The sequence below is a fragment of the Agrobacterium sp. InxBP2 genome (assembly GCF_026191755.1).
Classification (GTDB): Bacteria; Pseudomonadota; Alphaproteobacteria; order Rhizobiales; family Rhizobiaceae; genus Agrobacterium; species Agrobacterium pusense.
Genome location: NZ_JAINDY010000027.1, coordinates 312,467 through 330,690, shown reverse-complemented (window position 1 = coordinate 330,690; position 18,224 = coordinate 312,467). Strand labels below are relative to the sequence as shown.

Here is an 18,224-nt window from a genome sequence, read left to right as displayed (position 1 = left end):
ATGCTGCGGTATATTCTGAAGCGCGTTCTCGTCATGATCCCGACGCTCATCCTGATCTCGATGCTGGTTTTCACCATCATCGAACTGCCGCCGGGCGATTATTTCGAAAGCTATGTCGCTGAGCTGCGCGCCATGGGCGAAACGGCAAATCTTGCCGAAATCGAGGAACTGCGCGTCCGCTACGGCTTCGATCAGCCCGCCCCGATCCGCTATTTCCGCTGGGCGACCGGCATGCTTGTCGGCGATTTCGGTTATTCCTTCGAATATCAGCTACCCGTGAGCGACGTGGTGGGAGATCGCCTGTGGCTGACGGTTCTGGTTTCCTTCGTCACCATCATTGTCACCTGGCTGCTGGCTTTTCCGATCGGCATCTATTCCGCCACGCATAAATACAGCTGGGGCGATTACGGGCTCACCTTCCTCGGCCTGCTCGGCATCGCCATCCCCAACTTCATGCTGGCATTGATTCTGATGTACTTCGCCAACATATGGTTCGGCATCTCCATAGGCCATCTGATGGACCGGGAATATCTGAACCAGGCGATGAGCTGGGCGAAGTTCAAGTCGATCCTTGAGCATATCTGGATTCCCGTTCTCATCATCGGAACGGCGGGCACGGCCGGCATGATCCGCCGCCTGCGCGCCAACCTTCTGGATGAATTACAGAAGCAATATGTGGTCACCGCCCGCGCCAAGGGCCTGCACCCTTTCAGGGTATTGACCAAATATCCGCTGCGCATGGCCCTGAATTTTTTCATCTCGGATATCGGCTCGATCCTGCCTGCCATCATATCGGGCGCGGAAATTACTGCCGTCGTCCTGTCGCTCGAGACCACCGGCCCCATGCTCATCCGGGCGTTGCAAAGCCAGGACATGTATCTGGCGGGTTCGTTCCTGATGTTCCTTGCGTTCCTGACGGTGATCGGCGTTCTGGTGTCGGATATCGCCCTTGCCATACTCGATCCGAGAATCCGCTTCGGAGGTGGTAACGTCAAATGACTTCATCCATTCCGAATCCCGGCGAAGCCCTGCCACACTATGTCTCGACCGCGCCCTTCGACCCGTCGCTGATCGAACCCAACACGTCTGGCATGGCGGCCTTCAGCAAAGCCTCGCAGTTGAAGCTCATGTGGTGGCAGTTCCGCCAGCACAAGATCGCGGTGTGGTCCGGCGCCTTTCTGGTGGTGCTTTACCTTTCGATTCTGATCTGCGAGTTCCTCGCCCCCTATAATCTCCACACCCGCAATATCGAACACATATACGCCCCGCCCCAGGCCATCCACCTCTTCAATGACGGGAAATTTGTCGGCCCCTTCGTGTATGGCCGTGAAATGACGCTCGACATGGAAAATCTGAGGCGTGTCTACCGGGACGTGCCGACCGATATCCAGCCGCTGCGTTTCTTCTGCAAGGGTGACACCTATCGTTTCTGGGGCATGTTCGAGGGCAGAACCCATCTCGTTTGCCCGGCAGAAGGCGGTGAATTGTTCCTTCTCGGCACCGACCGCCTCGGGCGTGACGTGCTGTCCCGTATCATCTACGGCGCGCGCATTTCACTGACCATCGGCCTCCTCGGCGTCGCCATGAGCTTCGTTCTCGGCATTGTGATCGGTGGCCTGGCGGGATATCGCGGCGGCACGTTTGACCTGATTGTCCAGCGCATCATCGAGGTCCTGCAATCCATTCCCAGCATTCCGCTGTGGCTGGCGCTCGCGGCCATCATGCCGGTGACCTGGAGTCCGATCCTCGTTTATCTCGGCATCACCATCATTCTCGGCATGCTGGACTGGACCGGGCTAGCGCGCGCCGTGCGTTCAAAGCTACTGGCGTTGCGCGAGGAAGACTATGTTTTGGCTGCGCAATTGATGGGAGCGGGCACACCGCGTATCATTGGCCGACACCTTATTCCGGGCTTCATGTCCCATCTTATCGCCTCGGCCACCCTGACGATACCGGGCATGATCCTTGGCGAAACAGCGCTCAGCTTCCTGGGCCTCGGCCTGCGCCCCCCGATCACAAGTTGGGGAATTCTGCTCACGGAGGCGCGCAGCGTCAGCGTCATTGCGCTATATCCCTGGCTTCTCATTCCGACGATCCCTGTCGTTCTCGTCATTCTGGCCTTTAATTTCTTTGGTGACGGACTACGTGATGCTGCGGACCCCTTCAGATAAAATGGAATACACCTTGATAAACTGCCCTTCCGAAGCCGCCTTCATCGTGAAAGGCAAAAAGAGGTGTGGCCCATGAGCTCCCGTTTGAACGACGCGCGCATTCTCATGTACAGCCACGATTCCTTCGGTCTCGGCCATCTGCGGCGGTGTCGCACCATTGCGCATGCCCTGGTGGAGGATTATCGCGGTCTCAACGTCCTCATCATTTCAGGGGCTACCATTGCCGGTGCCTTCGATTATCGCGCCCGCGTCGATTTCGTGAAAATTCCGAGCGTCATCAAGCTGCGCAATGGCGAATACACCTCGATGGACAGGCATATCGATCTTCAGGAAACGCTGAAGATGCGCCGGTCCATCATCTACCATACCGCCGAAAGCTTCCAGCCTGACATCTTCATCGTCGACAAGGAGCCCATGGGCCTTCGCGGCGAGGTGGAGGAAACACTCGCTTATCTCAAGGGACAGGGCACCAAGCTCGTCATCGGCCTGCGTGATGTCATGGATGCGCCGCAGCTGCTCGAGGCGGAGTGGAAGCGCAACAACGTCATGACCAAGATCGGCCAGTTCTATGACCATGTCTGGGTCTATGGCCCGCCGGATTTCCACGATCCGCTGACGGGGCTCGACGTTCCGCAGACGGTGCGCGACAAGATGGATTTCGTGGGCTTTCTTCAGAGATCGAAGACACAGGCGGAGACCGCGGCGCATCGGCCGGAAGGCGATTATCTTCTCATCACCACAGGCGGCGGTGGCGACGGCAGTGAATTGATCGATGACGTCATCAACGCCTACCGACATGACCCGGAGCTGACGCACAAGGCGCTGGTCGTGCTCGGCCCTTATATGCCGGCGGATCAGCGCCAGCGCTTCATGAGCAGCGTAGCCGATATACCGCACATCGAAATCATCGAATTCGACAATCGCATGGAAGATCTCGTCGCTGGCGCACAGGCCGTAGTCTCCATGGGCGGCTATAACACCGTCTGCGAAATATTGTCCTTCGACAAACCCGCACTCGTCGTGCCCCGCACGGTGCCGCGGGAGGAGCAGCTTATCCGCGCCAGCCGCGCATCGGAGCTGGGTCTTTTCGACATGCTCCTGCCGGAAGATGCCGAGAACCCCGCCAAGATGGCGGCCGCCCTCAAAGCCCTGCCGCACCGCGCGCCGCCATCCGTCAATTCGTGCGGGCTGAAGCTCGACGGGTTGGAAAACATATCACGCAGGATTGCCGAATGGCTGCCGCCCGAGGGCGACAAGACGCCGATCACGCTCAGCGCGTAACCCGGCCTCGGCAACCAACGTTCAGAAGAGACGCGCGCAACGTGACTGATGCAAAAAAAATCGTGGTGCTCCTCAAGGGCTATCCGCGCCTGTCCGAGACTTTTATCGCCCAGGAATTGCTGGGGCTTGAAAAGGCCGGGCTGAAGCTCGAACTCATGTCCATGCGCCGGCCAACGGATAAGAAACGCCATCCCGTTCATGGTGAGATCAGCGCGCCCGTCACCTACCTGCCGGAGTATCTGCATGAGGAACCTCTGCGTGTGCTGAAAGCCCTGTGGGGATGTCGCAAAAAGCCGGGCTTCACCAAGGCGCTTCGCCAGTTTCTCAGCGACCTGCCCCATGATCTCAGCCGCAATCGCTTTCGCCGTTTCGGTCAGGCGGCCGTGCTGGCCCATGAATGGCCGGAGGATGCCGGGTGGCTGCATGTGCATTTCATTCATACGCCCGCCTCAGTCGCGGCCTATACCCATCTCATCACGGGCACGCCCTGGACGATTTCGGCCCACGCCAAGGACATCTGGACCTCCAGTGATCGTGACCTTGCCGCCAAGCTGCAAAGCGCCCGCTGGGCCGTGACCTGCACTGCCGGCGGCTTTCGGCATCTGCAGACCCTTTCCGGGGTGAGGCAGAACGTACATCTGAGTTATCATGGCCTCGATCTCACGCGTTTCCCGCATTTCGACACGCCGCGGCCGGCGAGAGACGGTTCAGATGCCGAGGATCCGGTCAGGATTTTGAGTGTCGGCCGTGCGGTCAAGAAAAAGGGAATCGATATTCTGTTGCGCGCGCTCGCCTCGCTGCCACGCAATATCCATTGGCGCTTTACCCATATCGGCGGCGGGGACGAATTGGCTGCGTTGAAAAAACTCGCGGACGAACTTGGCGTCTCCGACAGGGTCGTCTGGACGGGAGCCATGGACCAGAAGCAGGTGCTGGAGAATTACCGGCAAGCGGACCTCTTTGCCCTTGCCTGCCGCATCACCAGCGATGGCGACCGCGACGGTCTTCCCAATGTGCTGGTCGAGGCTGCAAGCCAGGCGATGACCTGCATCTCCACCAACATATCGGGCATTCCGGAGTTCTTCGTCAGTGGTGAAAACGGCCTGCTCACAGAGCCGGAAAATCCAGCGGCCTTCGCAGATGCCCTGCGCTTGGCTATTACCGATCCGCAATTGCGCCTGCGTCTTGGCAACGCCGCCGAAAACCGCGTGCGCACCGCCTTCGATCATCGCACCAGCATTGCCGAACTGAAGACGCTCTTCGAGACCGAATGGGAAAAGACACCATGACCGAGATGGAAAAGCGGCCCTGTGTTTTCTTTTATGTCCAGCATCTTCTTGGCATCGGCCATATAGCCCGCGCCAGCCGCATCGCCAATGCCCTTCAGACGGATGGTTTCGACGTAGTTCTGGTGACGGGCGGAACGCCTGTCCCGGGTTTTCCGGGTGAAGGCATCCGTCATGTCGAATTGCCGCCGATTACCGTCAGCGATGGCAGTTTTACCGGCCTGGTCGACAGTGCCGGCAAACCGGTGGATGACGACTTCAAGAGGCTCAGGACCGATATGCTGATCGGTGCCTATCATGGCGCCAAACCCGATATCGTCATCATCGAGGCTTTTCCCTTCGGCCGCAGGCAGGTGCGGTTCGAACTGCTTCCGCTTCTCGATGAGATCGAGGATAGCGAACCGCGCCCGCTCGTCATGGCGTCACTGCGAGATATTTTGCAGGAAAAAACCAAGCCGGGCCGGGATGAAGAAACCGTCTCGCTGGTAAAGAAACATTTCGACGCCGTGCTCGTGCACGGCGACCCGGATTTCGCCCGGCTGGAAGATACCTTTCCCCTCGCCAGCGAGATACGTCAGCGTATTGTCTATACCGGCCTGGTGGCCCCGCTTCCACCGCCGGAACCGGTCGAGAAATTCGATATTGTGGTCTCCGCCGGCGGCGGCGCTGTCGGTGCGGCCCTTGTCCGGGCCGCCCTTGAGGCCGCGCCGCTGCTGGACGGTATCAAGAGCTGGTGTCTCGTCACCGGTCCCAATATGCCACAGGCGGATTTCGATGCGATATTGGCTGCAGCACCGGAAAATATCTCCGTTTTCCGCTTCCGCAAGGATTTCGCGAGCTTGCTCGCCGGCGCGCGCCTTTCGGTGTCACAGGCCGGCTACAACACCGTCTGCGATATTCTTCAGGCAAAATGCCGTTCGCTCCTCATCCCTTTCGCGGCCGGCGGTGAAACCGAACAGAGCGCCCGTGCGGAGCGGCTGGCCGGGCTTGGGCTTGCCCATGTGCTGGAAGAGAAAGATATTTCGCCAGCCTCCATGGCCGAAGCGATCAAGGCGGCGCTCGTCCTGCCGCCACCCGGTACGGTCCACCTCAATCTCGATGGCGCCGCCGGGACGGCTAGGACGCTGCATCGGCTTTATGATGAGCGGTAAGGATCGCCTTTAATTCACGCACCGCTGCCTCATCCGTGACTTTGCGCCCCGCCCCGGTGAAACCGAGCTTCGCCACGCGGCTTTCCGGATCATAATGAGGAACGGCGGAACAGGATGCGTGGATTTCGGTGATTGGAAGCCGGTCAAGCAGCGTCTGCACGCTTTGCGGACGCACGCCGGCACCCGGCATGATGGCGATCCGCCCGGCAGCGACCTCCGACAAACGGGCCAGAGTCTCCACCCCTTCCAGCGCTGAACGTGCGCCGCCGGAAGTGAGAATTCTGGAAAAGCCGAGCGCAACGGCGGCCTCGAGGGCTTCATCCATGGCGGGAACGACATCGAAAGCCCGGTGAAGCGTTACATCCAGACCGTTGGCATGACGACGCAGCTCTTCGAGCAGCGGAAGATCGAGGGAGCCGTCCTCGCGCGATGCACCGAGCACCACGCCGGAAAGGCCCGCGGCGCGCGCCGCATCTATATCGCGTTTCATCACATCCGCTTCATCACGCGTGAAAACGAAATCGCCGGCGCGTGGCCTGATCATCACGCTGACGGGCAACCCATAAGCCGCAGCGCGGTGCATAAAGCCGACAGACGGGGTGACCCCGCCGCCGGACAGTGCCGCGCAAAGTTCGATACGGTCTGCCCCGCCTCTCACTGCGGCTTCCAGGCCGGCCACATCGTCCACGCAAATCTCGAGAATCATCATAGCCTCTTTCATTCGATGGCGGTTACCTGCGGCGACCGATCCCATCAAGGGCGTAGAGCATATAAACCCCGCCAATCCCGACGATCGCCCCGAGGATCGACGTTCCCGAATAATTGGAGACGAGCGTGCCAAGGGCAAAAATCAGGGCGCCAAGACCCGCTCCAAGAAAAATATTGACGGCGATCAGCGAACTGCCGAGGCCCGGCCGGTCCGCGATCAGTTCCTGCAGGTAGGTGATGGGTATGCTGATGATCGCGGCCGCCCCCAGTGCGCTGATGACGGTCTGGGCATAGATATGCCACGGCGCCGATGCGAGCCCCTGCAGGATCAGGTAAACAGCGTAAAGCAGTGCGCCCGCAGCAAGCGTCAGCGTCTGGGGCACCTTCTTTTCTATCCAGCCCCACAGCAGGATGAAAACGATTTCCAGCGCGGCGACGATACCGGCGACGATGCCGATATCGGCCACCGTACCCTTGGCCTGGCCGGTAATGATGAGGGAGCGCACGGAATCGTTCAAATGCAGCATCGAGCAGATCAATGCGATGGCGACGATCCGAAGCAGCACCCGACGTGATCCGATTTCACCAAGCGAGGCGCGCAGGCCAAAACGCGCTTCGGTACTGGCCGAGGCGGGCGTGGCGGCGCGCGGCAGGCAGAAGGCTACCAGCAGAAAACAGACGAGCGCGCAGACGCCCGAGAACAAAAACGCGGTCAGCATGTTTCCGGAATTCACCAGAAATACCCCCACAAGCCCCGGCACCAGTACCCAGGAAAGCGAGATCGTCGCCCGCATGATGGAATTCACCGCGATCATCTCGCCCGTCGAAAGATTGCGGGCGTCGGCACGCACATGCGCAAAGATCAGCGAATTCATCGCGCCGAAAATTGGCAAAAGCACGAGTTTGGAGGCCACAAAGGCAGTGGCATTACCGGCGAGATACACCAGCAGGTAGCCGCTGACACCGAACAGCGCAATATAGAGCATTGGCTTGCGATATTCACCCAGCCTGTCAGCGACGATGCCCATCAGCACGCTGGCGCTGACATTGATGACGGCGGCAAACAGCATCAGCAGCGAATAGACGGTGTTGCTGAGCCCGATTTCGCGAATGCCGATCACCGCCTGATAAGGCGCGGTCGCCGCATTCGAAAATCCGAAGAACAGGATGGCGAGCGCCCCGATGCGGATCGACGGATTGTTGATGATGATGGAAAGAGCCGACGGCATGGATGTTCGCCTGAGATGATCCGGCAAAGCCGGATCGCTGGATTGAAGCTACCGGACCGCTGTCATCGCCAGCGGACCGAAAGGGCAGGATTCGGGATATAATCGAAGTGCGGCTTCCAGGGATAAAAATCGCCCTCCCGACGGCGATTGGGAAGATTTTCAATATCCTGATTGATTACCCCCTCCGTCAACGCCATGAGGTTGGGATTGGCGATCGGCGCAAGCTCCGGCGACAGGTAACCGGATTTCACCACCAGAAGCCGCACGTCCTTCGGATCGAAGCCAAGACGGGTGAAATCCGAAATCATGTGATAGGGCCGGCGACGGGCCGCCAGAATGACCGTGATTCCGCCGATGGCGATCACAGCCTGCCGCTGATCTGCCGCACCGGGATCGTCCAGTGTCACAACCTCGGCTTCAACGGTGACGGACGGGCTCTTCGGATCAAGACTTCCGCCGATCTTCAGGGAAAGGATCGCGCCTTCGCCCGCCGCAAAACAGGCTTCGACCGCAGGCCTGTCGGTAATGCCGCCCAGCAATGCCCCCTGCCAGTCACGCGCAAGCAGCGCCGCCAGAACATCGGCGCGATCGCCCACCCCGCCGCCAGTGGGGTTATCGCCCGAGTCCGCCAGGATGATCGGCCGGGTGGTCGTCGTTTCCGCAATATCCAGAATTTTCGCGAGTGGCTCCGTCACGGGACCGAAATGAAAATCCTGCCGGGCGTCCCAGTAGGATTGCGCGATCTCGGCCGCAATTGCCTGTGCGGCCGCTTTATCCGTTCCCGTCACCACGGCGCAAGCGGTCGCTCTCGGTTCATCCGCCCAGACGTAGCCGATCATGAAATTCGCATCCCAGATGCCAGGGCGGGCGTCATGATCAGGAAGGAAAGCATAAAGGCTCCTGGCCGGCTCGTCTTCCGTGGAAGTCTTCTCGCCGGGCAGCAGAACGGGGATTTTCGCCCATGCGATACCGGGTCTTGTCCCTGTCTCCAGGGCCCTGATCAACATCGTCCAGGCGCGCACCATCGTCTCCCGCACATCGATATGCGGCGCAGTTCGATAGCCGGCAAATATGTCGAGTTGATCGATGATCGTCTGGCTGACATTGCCGTGCAGGTCGTAGCTCGCGGAGATGACGACATCCGGTCCGACCACGGTGCGGGCGCTTGAAATCCAGTCGCCCTCCGCATCGTCCATGCCTTCAACATTCATCGCGCCATGCATGGCGAGATAAAGTCCGTCCAAGGGCAATGAGGCTTTCAGACGCTCGAGGAATTCCCGCTTGAAAGCGTCGTAGGCCGGGCGCGACACCGGACCGCCCGGCACCGCCCGGGCGTGCAGAAGCGGCAGCACCTCCGCTCCGCCTTCGGCGAGAAAGTTGAAATATTCGGCCTCCAGCAACTCCGCGCCGCGAAAGACGCGAAAATCCTCCTGCCCCATCAACACCGGCGAGTAGGTGCTGCACTCGGTATGGATTCCACCAACGGCAATACGCATGTCACCTTCCCCTCAATACACCGGACTAAAGGGAACGATGGCCGCAAAACGCAACCAATCCTTCTGCGCCTTCGGTGTCCAGGCCGCCTCGGCAATGGCCGGTAGCCGCGGGAAGACCAGATGGTTGAAATAGGCGCGGTTGAGGAAATGTTCTGACCAGATGCAGGCCTGAACGCCCTTCATCCTCTCCTTCAACTCCTCAGGAAAATCACCGATCGCCTCATAAGAGTAGGTGTGGGAAGGCGGAACGGTGCCGGCCCAGCTGGCACCCGGCTCCTGCCAGGCTTCGTCCTGAACCATGTCGAGATAATAGGCCTGCCCCGGGGTCATCACCACATCGTAACCCTGCCTTGCGAGTTCAAGGCCGACCTCCGGCTTCTGCCACGCCATCAGCAATGTTCCCGCGGGGTCGACGCCGCCGCCGTGAGAAACCTCGTCCCAGCCGGCCAGCTGACGGCCGCGCTCGTGCAACATGGCCTGAATGCGTTTCATGAAGTGGGACTGGATACCGAAAGTACCATCAAGTCCCTCCTTTTCCATCAGCGCCTTGGCGAGTGGCGAGGCGAGCCAGGATCCGTCCGCAACCTCATCGCCGCCGATGTGGATCAGCCGAGACGGGAACAGCTCCACCATCTCGTCGAAAACCTTGCCGAGGAATTCGTAAGTGAGTTCGATGGCCGGATTGAGCGCGTTGTTAGGATATCCCTGCACGGAGCGATAGCTGTCAGGGGCTTCCTGCCCGTCCGTCAGTTCCGGATAGGCGACGAGGGCAGCCGTACTATGGCCGGGAATATCGACTTCCGGCACGATTTCCACATTCAGCGCCGCCGCATGGGCAACGACCATGCGCACATCGTCCTGGGTATAATAACCGGAGACCGGTTCCGCGCCGTTGCCAAGCTGCGGCAGAAGCGGCGCATCCGGGCCGCGTGTGGCGCCGACCGTGGTCAATAACGGATAAGCCTTGATTTCAAGACGCCACGCCTCATCATCCGTCAGATGCCAGTGGAAGCGGTTCATGCGCAGCCATGCAAGAATATCGATGAGCCGCACGACATCCTGCGTCGGATAAAATTGCCGCGAGACATCCAGGTGGCAGCCGCGCCAGCTATAACGCGGCGCATCGCTGATTGTGCCGGACGCGGGAAAACGGAACCTTGGATCGAGACGCGCGCCATGCAGCAATTGCGCCAGAACCGTCAGGCCATACTGCAGCCCGGCAGCGGCCGAGTATTCCACGACAACAAAGTCAGAGGAAAAGGAAAGGCGATAACCTTCCGCCTCCAGTCCGCTATGCTGTTTGAAGTGCAGGGCCTTTCCCTCATGCACAGGGGCGAGGCTGAAGGGCACGTGCCCGACGGCAAATAGCCTGCGGAACAGCGAAAGCACGGTTTCCACCGCAAGGACTTCATCGGCCTTGGCATCTTCCGACGGGAAGAGCGCGACGGGAAAGCCGTCGCCGGGTTCGGCATCGATTTCGGCAGGCCAGGGCTGGATGGCAAAAGGCAGAACAAGCTTGCCTTCCGGAAGCAGCACCGGCGCCGGCTCGCTGTGACGCCCGTCCAACATCAGGTCCCCGACATCAACGGCGCGATGCGTGCCGTCGGCAAGGCTGATATAGGCGGATTTTGCACCATCCGTGCGATGCCGGGCGGGCCTCAGCAACCCATCGACGGTGAAACGCCAGGATTTGCCGGGTTCCAGCACGAAACCGGCAGGCGGCGCGAATTCATGGAAATTGGCGTTACGGCGCAGATAAACCGCATTGCCGCAAACCGGCTTGTCTACCGTCCGCGTCAGCGACGTGTAAACGATACGGAAATCCCTCAGCGGCTCTCGGGAAAGATTGATCAGCGTGAAGGTGAAGCCTCCGGATGCGGATTCCGCCAGTGGATGCCATGAATTTTCGAGACGATAGTTTGCGAGCGCCATGATGCTCCCCTTTATTGCGCATTTGGCCCTATGAGAGGGCTCGGTCAGTAGTGTTCGGATTGCGAAAAAGTGCGGGCCAGCGGCGCCTGCCCCGCCGTGAGACCGCAATCGACCGGCAGGCACACGCCGCTGATGGCCGCCGCCTGCGGTCCCGCCAGAAAGGCGACCGCGTTCGCCACGTCTTCGGGTTTCACGATGCGCTGCAGCGGATACCAGCGCTTCGCCTCCTCGAAGACCTGGGGATTGGCAGCGGCCCGCGCCTCCCACGCCTGGGTGCGCACGGTGCCCGGCGCGACAGCGTTGGAACGGATACCGAATTTCCCGTATTCGACGGCGATGAGTTTCGTCAGGTGGATCAATCCGGCCTTCGCCGCGCTATAGGCGGGATGGCCAAAAACCGACATACCGTTGACCGACGTAATATTGACAACGGAACCCTGTGTCCGCTTCAGCGCGTCTTCAAAAGCCCGAAAGCAGAGAAACGGTGCTTCGAGATTAAGGGCATTGTCCTGCCGCCATATTTCGGCGGTCGTGTCGTGCAGACTGACAGCCCTCGCGGCACCGGCATTGTTGACGAGTGTCGCCACATCGCCCAGCTCCGCGACGTCAGCCGCCAGCCTCGAAAGATCTGCAGGATCGGTGACATCGCAGGTTTTTGCAACGAAACCGGATCCGGAAAGCAGAGAAAGCGCATTGGAAAGGGCTTCAGCATCGATATCAACCAGCACCACCTTCGCATGGCTTTCAGAAAGCGCCGCGGCAATCGCCCGCCCGATGTCACCTGCCGCGCCGGTCACGATGGCGAGCTGGTCTTTCCTGTCCTTCATCTCCTGCAACTCCCTTGAAGTTTCACGATCCCTGTTGCGGGGTCTCGGGCCGAGCAGCCCACGTTTTCATCATCCCACCTTCAGTCGCCGAGCAATTGCTTGTCATCCGAATCGCGATGCTCCACGAGCTGCTGCTTGATGTGACGCAACGTCACCATCGATCTTTGCCGGTGGTGATAAGCAGCAAGCGTCGCCAGAACATCGACGGCGGCCAGATAGGCGTAGCGCGATGAAGTCGGGCGGAAGATATTGTTTCCCTCGGGCACGTTGACACCCACCACCATATCCGCGGCCGCGGCAAGCGGCGTGTCGCTCTGGGTAAGCGCGATGGTGGTAACCCCCATGTCGCGAGCCAGCCTGAAACACTTCACCAGCTCCATGTTGCGGCCGGAAAAGGAGGAGCCGATAATCACGTCCTCCTTTCGGGCCGCGGCGGTCATCATCAGCTGCATGCTGTGATCGGCGCTGGTGGAGACACGCAAACCCAGGCGAAAAAGCCGGTTCTGGATTTCCGAAGCGATCATTGAGGAATTGCCGCCCGCGCCGAAGGCATAGATCATGCCGCTATTGGCGATCTTGATCGCCGCTTCATCGGCAAGGGCAGGATCGAGCGTCCTGTGCAACAGGAAAAGTGCTTCCTGAGCCTTGGCAAGCACCTCTTCCGCGACGTCCGAGGGGCCGGTGCTGGACGGTTCGGAGGTGAGGTACCGGATACCGACATAGGCCGTCTTGGCGAGACTGACCTTGAAATCCGAAAAGCTCTGGCAGCCCAGCCGGCGGCAGAACCGCGTCACCGTCGGCGGAGACACTTCGGCGCGGGCGGCAAGTTCAATGATCGACGCATTGACGGCGAATTCGAAATCCGAAACCAGAATATCGGCAATCCGCCGCTCCGATTGCGAGAATTGTCCCCTGTCTTCCTGTATTCTTGCGAAAATATCCATGCTCACCGGTCTCCGTTCCGCCAAAACTTAAGGCTTGGCCCCGTTTCCGATGCACCCTAATCCAGGCCGCCCGTCAACCGAATAAAGCCGGGAGCCGCCGTTGTTCCGTCCTCCCGAAGACACGCCTGACATCCTCAAAATGAAAACGGTTTTCTCTGTTGATTGGAAGATGAGCATATGCCAACAATAATCACCAGAGAAATTTCCAATTCCTGAAAATAATTTCAACAACGGACCAGAATCATGCGCGATCCCTTCCAAAACCCCTTCGCCGAAACCGACAGCGCCCGCCATTCCATCTGGGAGATGCTGGTAACGCGGGACATCGACGCTTTCCTTGCAGCCGACTGGTCCAGGGTAGCGGATGATTTCGTTGAAGACGGCTTCCTCGGCATCAATGCCAGTCGGGATGCAAATCCTGACAACTGGCGCCTGTCTTTCCCCTCCCTTGCCGCCTATCGCGACGAGTGGCTGCGGCAGGCGAAGGATTTCCAAACCCAGCAATTTGCTGAAGACCCACGCCATGCGATCTTCACCACCACCACGCTTGAGGAAATCGAAGTGGAAGGCGAAACCGCGCTGGTTCGCAAGAAATTCGACGGCGGAATTCGCAGGGCCGATGGCGGTTTCGACGTCATGAAGTGGCAGACGCTTTATTACTGCCGGCTGCATGAAGGACGCTGGAAGATCAGCGGCTTTACCGGCTACATGCCCAACCCCATGCCGTGATCCAACGGAGATGCTGGAGTTCAGTGAACGCCGGGCCAAAAGCCCGGCGTTATTTTTTCGCCCGGTGACGGGCAAAAATCGCCGGACACCGATCGCATCAGGAAAAGCCGGGCGCGTTAGGACAGAGTGCATGGCCCGACTCCCAGCCGTTATTGTATCAGCTTGAGGACGGAAAGATCGACGCGCCGCTCGAGAGCAATGCCGCTTTCGTCGAACAGGTGACAATCCGATGCCTTGATGCCGGTGACGATGGGCTCGTCCACCACCACGGGTGCGGAGCCGGAAAGCAGCGCGCAATAATTTTCACCTGTCGGCGCGACGCCATAGGCAATCGTGTTCACACCGAGCCGCTCGATGACACTGGGAGTCACCTTGATGTTGAGGTCCGCCGGCTCGAGGCCGGTATGTTCGGGGCGAATGCCAAGCGTTAGCTGCGCGCCTTCCAGAGCAGCGCGAGGTTCCACCGGCACGGTGATCGTCTGGCCCTCATAAGCCACCGTTACACCCTCGGGACCGACGGATTTGCAGGTGACCTTGAGGAAGTTCATTTTCGGATTACCGATGAACCCCGCGACGAACAGGTTCGCCGGCTTATGATAAAGTTCGAGCGGCGCGCCCACTTGGGCGATTTCGCCGGCATTCAGCACTACGATGCGGTCCGCCATGGTCATGGCCTCCACCTGATCGTGTGTGACATAGATCATCGTTGCCTTGAGCGTCTTGTGAAGATTGGTGAGCTCGATGCGCATATCGGCGCGAAGGGCGGCATCAAGATTGGAAAGCGGTTCATCGAAGAGGAATATCTTCGGTTCACGAACGATGGCGCGACCGATGGCAACGCGCTGGCGCTGGCCGCCCGACAACATGCCGGGGCGCTGCTGCAGGCGCTGGTCGAGCTGAAGAATCTTCGCAACGCTCTCCACCTTGTCCTTGATCTTGCCCTCTTCCATCTTTTCGACGCGCAAAGGAAAAGCGATGTTTTCGAAAACAGTCATATGCGGATAGAGCGCATAGGACTGGAAGACCATGGCGATACCACGCTTGACCGGCGGCAGTTCATTGACCTTCACGCCGTTGATGACGACGTCGCCGCCGGAAATATCCTCAAGGCCGGCGATCATGCGCAGCAAAGTGGATTTGCCGCATCCCGAGGGGCCGACAAAAACGACGAACTCGCCATCCCTGATGTCGAGCTGAACGCCCTTGATGACTTCGAAATGTCCATAGTTCTTGCGGACGTTGTTGAGATAAAGCTGACCCAAGACTTGCCTCTCCCGTCAGCGGCCGAAATCTGGCCGCATTCAGAGACGTTCCGGACAATGATGCGGAAACCGCGTCAGACCGGAACCGTTGAAAAACACGAGAAAGAGCAGCCACAGGGGGCGGCGACCAATCTCACGGCGAAACGGACCGGTTGCGGGCATTACGCCCGCAACCGTTGAAATCAGATTATTTATATTGCTCGAGAGCGCCAGAAGCCTTCTTTGCCGCATCTTCCGGCGTTGCCTTGCCGGTAACGACAGACTGAACCATCTCGATCATCACGTCCTGGAAACCCTTGTAGTCCGTGAAGAGCGGCTCCGGCCCACCATAGGCGATACCGTCGATCAGCGGCTTCCAGAAGGGATCCTTCGCAACGAATTCGTCTACCTTGGCAGACGGACGCAGCGGGGTGAGGCCCGCGCCGCCCTGCAGCTCATATTCGCCCTGGGGGCCGGGCGACGTGATGAACTTCGCAAATTCGGTCGCCTTTTCTTCAACTCCGGTTCCCTTGAAGATCGCCAGGCTGTCGGTGATGAGCAGCGTGCCGGGACCCTTGGCTTCCGGGCCGAGCGGCAGGGTCGCGATACCCCAGTTGATCTTGGTTTCCTGCAGGCGTGTTGCGGCGCCCGAGCCGGCCTGGATCATGCCGACCTTACCATCGAGGAAGATGGCGCGGATTTCATTTTGCTCATAGGCCGTTGGGCCTTCCACGGAATAGGGCGTGATGTCCTTGTAGGCCTTCAGCGCCGCGACAACCTGCGGGCTGTCGACCGTGACCTTGTCGCCGTCGATCACCTTGCCGTTGTTGGTATAAACCCAATGCATGAACTGGTGCATGGTATTGTCGAAGGTCTTGGCGGGGAGGCCGTAACCGGCAATACCCGTCTTTTCCTTGATCTGCTTGGCGAAGGCTATTTCTTCAGCCCATGTCTTCGGCGGCACTTCGGGATCGAGACCCGCCTGCTTGAACAGGTCCTTGTTCCAGTAGAGCGCCTTGGTCGAGAATGCGACGGGAACGCCCCACTGCGTGTCCTCGAACGTCACCGTGTCGACGATGTTGGGGTAATAGCTCTTCTTTTCGTCTTCGGTCATCGGCACCGGAACGATCAGATCGTTCTGCGCGAACTGCTTCAGCGTGCGCGAACCGACATAAGCCATGGCGACGGGCGTGCCGGCGGCGGCAAGCGTTGTCGCCTTGTCCTGGCACTGCGCCCAGCCGACGACCTCGGGCACAACCTTCCAGCCCTCGTTCTTGCCTTCCCATTCCTTGATGTATTTTTCGTGGATCGGGTCCATCTTGTCGCCGCAATAGATCCAGCTGATCTCCTTGTCGGCCGCGTGCGCCGTCACCGTGGTAAGGGCAGTGGAACCGGCAAATGCGAAAGCGCAGAGCGCCAATCCGTAATGTTTCAGTGCCATAGGTAGTCTCCCGTTTTGATGGTCGTTCCGGTTGTTGTTTATTTCACCGCGCCGGCGGTCAGCCCGCTGACGAGATATCGTTGCATGAAGAAGATCACGACCATGGCCGGCGCAATGCCGACGAAGCTGGCCGCCATCAACTCATTCCAGATGACTTCCTGACGACCGAAATAGGCGAAGAGGCCGATGGGCAGCGGCATATATTCGGTCTTGGAATTGAAAGTGAGCGCGAAGATGAACTGCTGCGCATAAGCGCCGATGAAGGTTGTGATGGAGACCACGGCGATACCCGGCATCGCAAGCGGCAGGATCACCCGACGGAAGGTGTAGAAGTAGCTTGCGCCATCCACATAGGCCGCCTCTTCCAGTTCTCGCGGGATACGCAGCATATAGGTGCGCAAAAGCCAGATCGCGGTCGGGATCAGGAAAGCGGCTCCGGGAATGATCATCGCCAGATAGGTGTTCAGCACACCCATATTGCGCATCAGCCGGTAAAGCGGGATCAGGAGCACGGCGCCGGAGAACATGTTGATCGCCAGAAATGCACCGAGCAATTGCCCGCGGCCGCGAAACTGGAACCGGGCGAAGGCATATGACGCCGGAACCACCAGAAGCAGAACGATGATCGTGGAGATCGTCGAAATGAAGAACGAGTTGAAGACGTAGCGGGCAAAGCCCGGAACGCTGACCCACATGGTGCGGTAGGCCTCGAAGGAACCGTTTGTCGGCCAGAACTTGTAAGGCGAGGAAAACAGCAGGCTGAGCGGTTTCAGCGAAACCAGGAATCCTTCGACGAAGGGCGCCAGCACGAAGGTCAGGAACACGGCGATACCGCAATAAATCCCGACAATTTCATACCACCTGTAGCGGTTGATCATCGCATTCTTGTCGGTCATCTGCTGGCCTCCTGCGAGATGCGGCTGGTAATGCGGAAGTAGAAATAGGTGAAGATCGACAGGAAGATGCAGATCAGCACGGCGCGCGCGGCACCCTCACCATATTTGTAAGAGCCGATCGCCGTCTTGTACGTGTCGATGATCATGGTCGTCGTCTGGCCGGTCGGTCCGCCCTGCGTCAGGATCCAGATGATATCGAAGGAATTAAAGGTCGAAATCAGCGAGATCATCGACATGGTAATCATCGCGGGCAGCATCAGCGGCAGCGTGATGCGGCGGAAGCGGTAGAGGCGGCTTGCCCCGTCTGTCCAAGCGGCCTCGTAGAGATCCTGCGGAATGGCCTGGATGGCCGCCAGCAGATAGAGCGTCACCATCGGCACGCCGATCCAGACGTCAGTGACGATCGTTGCCCAAAATGCCGTTCTGCCATAGGCGAGGAATGCGACCGGACCATCCACCAGGCCGAGGTTCTGCAGCACGCCGGAAATCATGCCGAACTGGCCGTTATACATCCAGCCCCACATGAAGATGCCGATAGCCATCGGCACGATCCATGGCGGCATTGTCAGGATGCGAAACAGCGCCCGGCCGGGAACGGCGGAGTTCAACAGCACTGCACCAAAGGTGCCGATGATCATCTTTATCGAGACGGAAAAGAACGTCCAGATAAAGGTCCGCGTGATGACATCGGCAAAAGTCGCGTTGAAGATCTTCTCGTAATTGATGAAGCCGACCCAATTTGTCGTTTTCCTGAGCGACGCATCGGTAAAGGACAGGATGAAGGTATCGACAAGCGGATAAGCAACGATAACCGTGATGTATAAAAGCGCCGGCAGAAGAAGGAGCCAGGCAAAGACGACAGCGCTGCGTTTCGCTTCCATCGCGCCGCCCC

Annotated in this window: 16 protein-coding genes; 6 read left to right on the top strand and 10 right to left on the bottom strand. The window is 59.3% G+C overall.

All coding sequences use genetic code 11. The features are described from left to right. From K7A42_RS11170 to K7A42_RS11150, 5 genes are all read left to right on the top strand, one after another. Entirely contained in the window at nt 1-999 is a 999-nt protein-coding gene (locus tag K7A42_RS11170; RefSeq protein WP_004443698.1) for an ABC transporter permease, read from the top strand. Continuing rightward, a complete protein-coding gene (locus K7A42_RS11165) occupies nt 996-2,171 on the top strand; it encodes an ABC transporter permease (RefSeq protein ID WP_072495120.1) in 1,176 nt (391 codons plus the stop codon). Before K7A42_RS11170 ends, K7A42_RS11165 begins: the two co-directional genes overlap by 4 nt. 72 nt (nt 2,172-2,243) lie before the next feature. Next, on the top strand, nt 2,244-3,452 hold the full coding sequence (locus K7A42_RS11160) for a glycosyltransferase family protein (RefSeq protein WP_006699094.1): 1,209 nt from the start codon (nt 2,244-2,246) through the stop codon (nt 3,450-3,452). A 41-nt stretch (nt 3,453-3,493) separates the two neighbouring features. After that, complete coding sequence (locus K7A42_RS11155) at nt 3,494-4,741, top strand: glycosyltransferase family 4 protein (protein WP_278067038.1); 1,248 nt, start codon at nt 3,494-3,496, stop codon at nt 4,739-4,741. Beyond that, the gene (locus K7A42_RS11150) at nt 4,738-5,889 is read left to right on the top strand and encodes a glycosyltransferase family protein (protein WP_282455161.1); all 1,152 of its coding nucleotides are present in this window, start codon (nt 4,738-4,740) and stop codon (nt 5,887-5,889) included. The genes K7A42_RS11155 and K7A42_RS11150 overlap by 4 nt, the downstream gene beginning before the upstream one ends. Here K7A42_RS11150 and K7A42_RS11145 read toward each other — a convergent pair. From K7A42_RS11145 to K7A42_RS11120, 6 genes are all read right to left on the bottom strand, one after another. Next, entirely contained in the window at nt 5,855-6,595 is a 741-nt protein-coding gene (locus K7A42_RS11145; protein ID WP_037090327.1) for a copper homeostasis protein CutC, read from the bottom strand. The genes K7A42_RS11150 and K7A42_RS11145 overlap by 35 nt on opposite strands. Nucleotides 6,596-6,620: 25 nt before the next feature. Then, nucleotides 6,621-7,826 carry an MFS transporter gene (locus tag K7A42_RS11140; RefSeq protein WP_282455160.1) on the bottom strand — a complete coding sequence of 402 codons (1,206 nt, stop codon included), beginning with the start codon at nt 7,824-7,826 and terminating at the stop codon, nt 6,621-6,623. 62 nt (nt 7,827-7,888) lie between these two features. Further along, the gene (locus K7A42_RS11135) at nt 7,889-9,322 is read right to left on the bottom strand and encodes a M81 family metallopeptidase (RefSeq protein ID WP_282455159.1); all 1,434 of its coding nucleotides are present in this window, start codon (nt 9,320-9,322) and stop codon (nt 7,889-7,891) included. A gap of 12 nt (nt 9,323-9,334) precedes the next feature. Further along, entirely contained in the window at nt 9,335-11,254 is a 1,920-nt protein-coding gene (locus K7A42_RS11130; protein ID WP_107340333.1) for a beta-N-acetylhexosaminidase, read from the bottom strand. Nucleotides 11,255-11,298: 44 nt separating this feature from the next. Continuing rightward, complete coding sequence (locus tag K7A42_RS11125; protein ID WP_004443718.1) at nt 11,299-12,081, bottom strand: SDR family oxidoreductase; 783 nt, start codon at nt 12,079-12,081, stop codon at nt 11,299-11,301. An 80-nt stretch (nt 12,082-12,161) separates the two neighbouring features. Next, the gene (locus K7A42_RS11120) at nt 12,162-13,025 is read right to left on the bottom strand and encodes a MurR/RpiR family transcriptional regulator (RefSeq protein ID WP_006698207.1); all 864 of its coding nucleotides are present in this window, start codon (nt 13,023-13,025) and stop codon (nt 12,162-12,164) included. Nucleotides 13,026-13,268: 243 nt separating this feature from the next. Between K7A42_RS11120 and K7A42_RS11115 the strand changes: the two genes are divergently transcribed. Further along, the gene (locus tag K7A42_RS11115) at nt 13,269-13,754 is read left to right on the top strand and encodes a hypothetical protein (protein WP_004443720.1); all 486 of its coding nucleotides are present in this window, start codon (nt 13,269-13,271) and stop codon (nt 13,752-13,754) included. A 149-nt stretch (nt 13,755-13,903) separates the two neighbouring features. Here K7A42_RS11115 and K7A42_RS11110 read toward each other — a convergent pair whose 3' ends face one another. The 4 genes from K7A42_RS11110 to K7A42_RS11095 all read right to left on the bottom strand — a co-directional run bounded on the left by K7A42_RS11110 (nt 13,904) and on the right by K7A42_RS11095 (nt 18,213). Further along, a complete protein-coding gene (locus tag K7A42_RS11110) occupies nt 13,904-15,016 on the bottom strand; it encodes an ABC transporter ATP-binding protein (protein WP_282455158.1) in 1,113 nt (370 codons plus the stop codon). A 187-nt stretch (nt 15,017-15,203) separates the two neighbouring features. After that, the gene (locus tag K7A42_RS11105) at nt 15,204-16,436 is read right to left on the bottom strand and encodes an ABC transporter substrate-binding protein (protein WP_004443722.1); all 1,233 of its coding nucleotides are present in this window, start codon (nt 16,434-16,436) and stop codon (nt 15,204-15,206) included. A gap of 38 nt (nt 16,437-16,474) precedes the next feature. Continuing rightward, nucleotides 16,475-17,332 (bottom strand): carbohydrate ABC transporter permease, encoded by an 858-nt coding sequence (locus K7A42_RS11100; RefSeq protein WP_004443724.1) that lies wholly within the window; start codon nt 17,330-17,332, stop codon nt 16,475-16,477. Further along, a complete protein-coding gene (locus K7A42_RS11095) occupies nt 17,329-18,213 on the bottom strand; it encodes a carbohydrate ABC transporter permease (protein WP_004443728.1) in 885 nt (294 codons plus the stop codon). The genes K7A42_RS11100 and K7A42_RS11095 overlap by 4 nt, the downstream gene beginning before the upstream one ends. Nucleotides 18,214-18,224 lie beyond the last annotated feature (11 nt).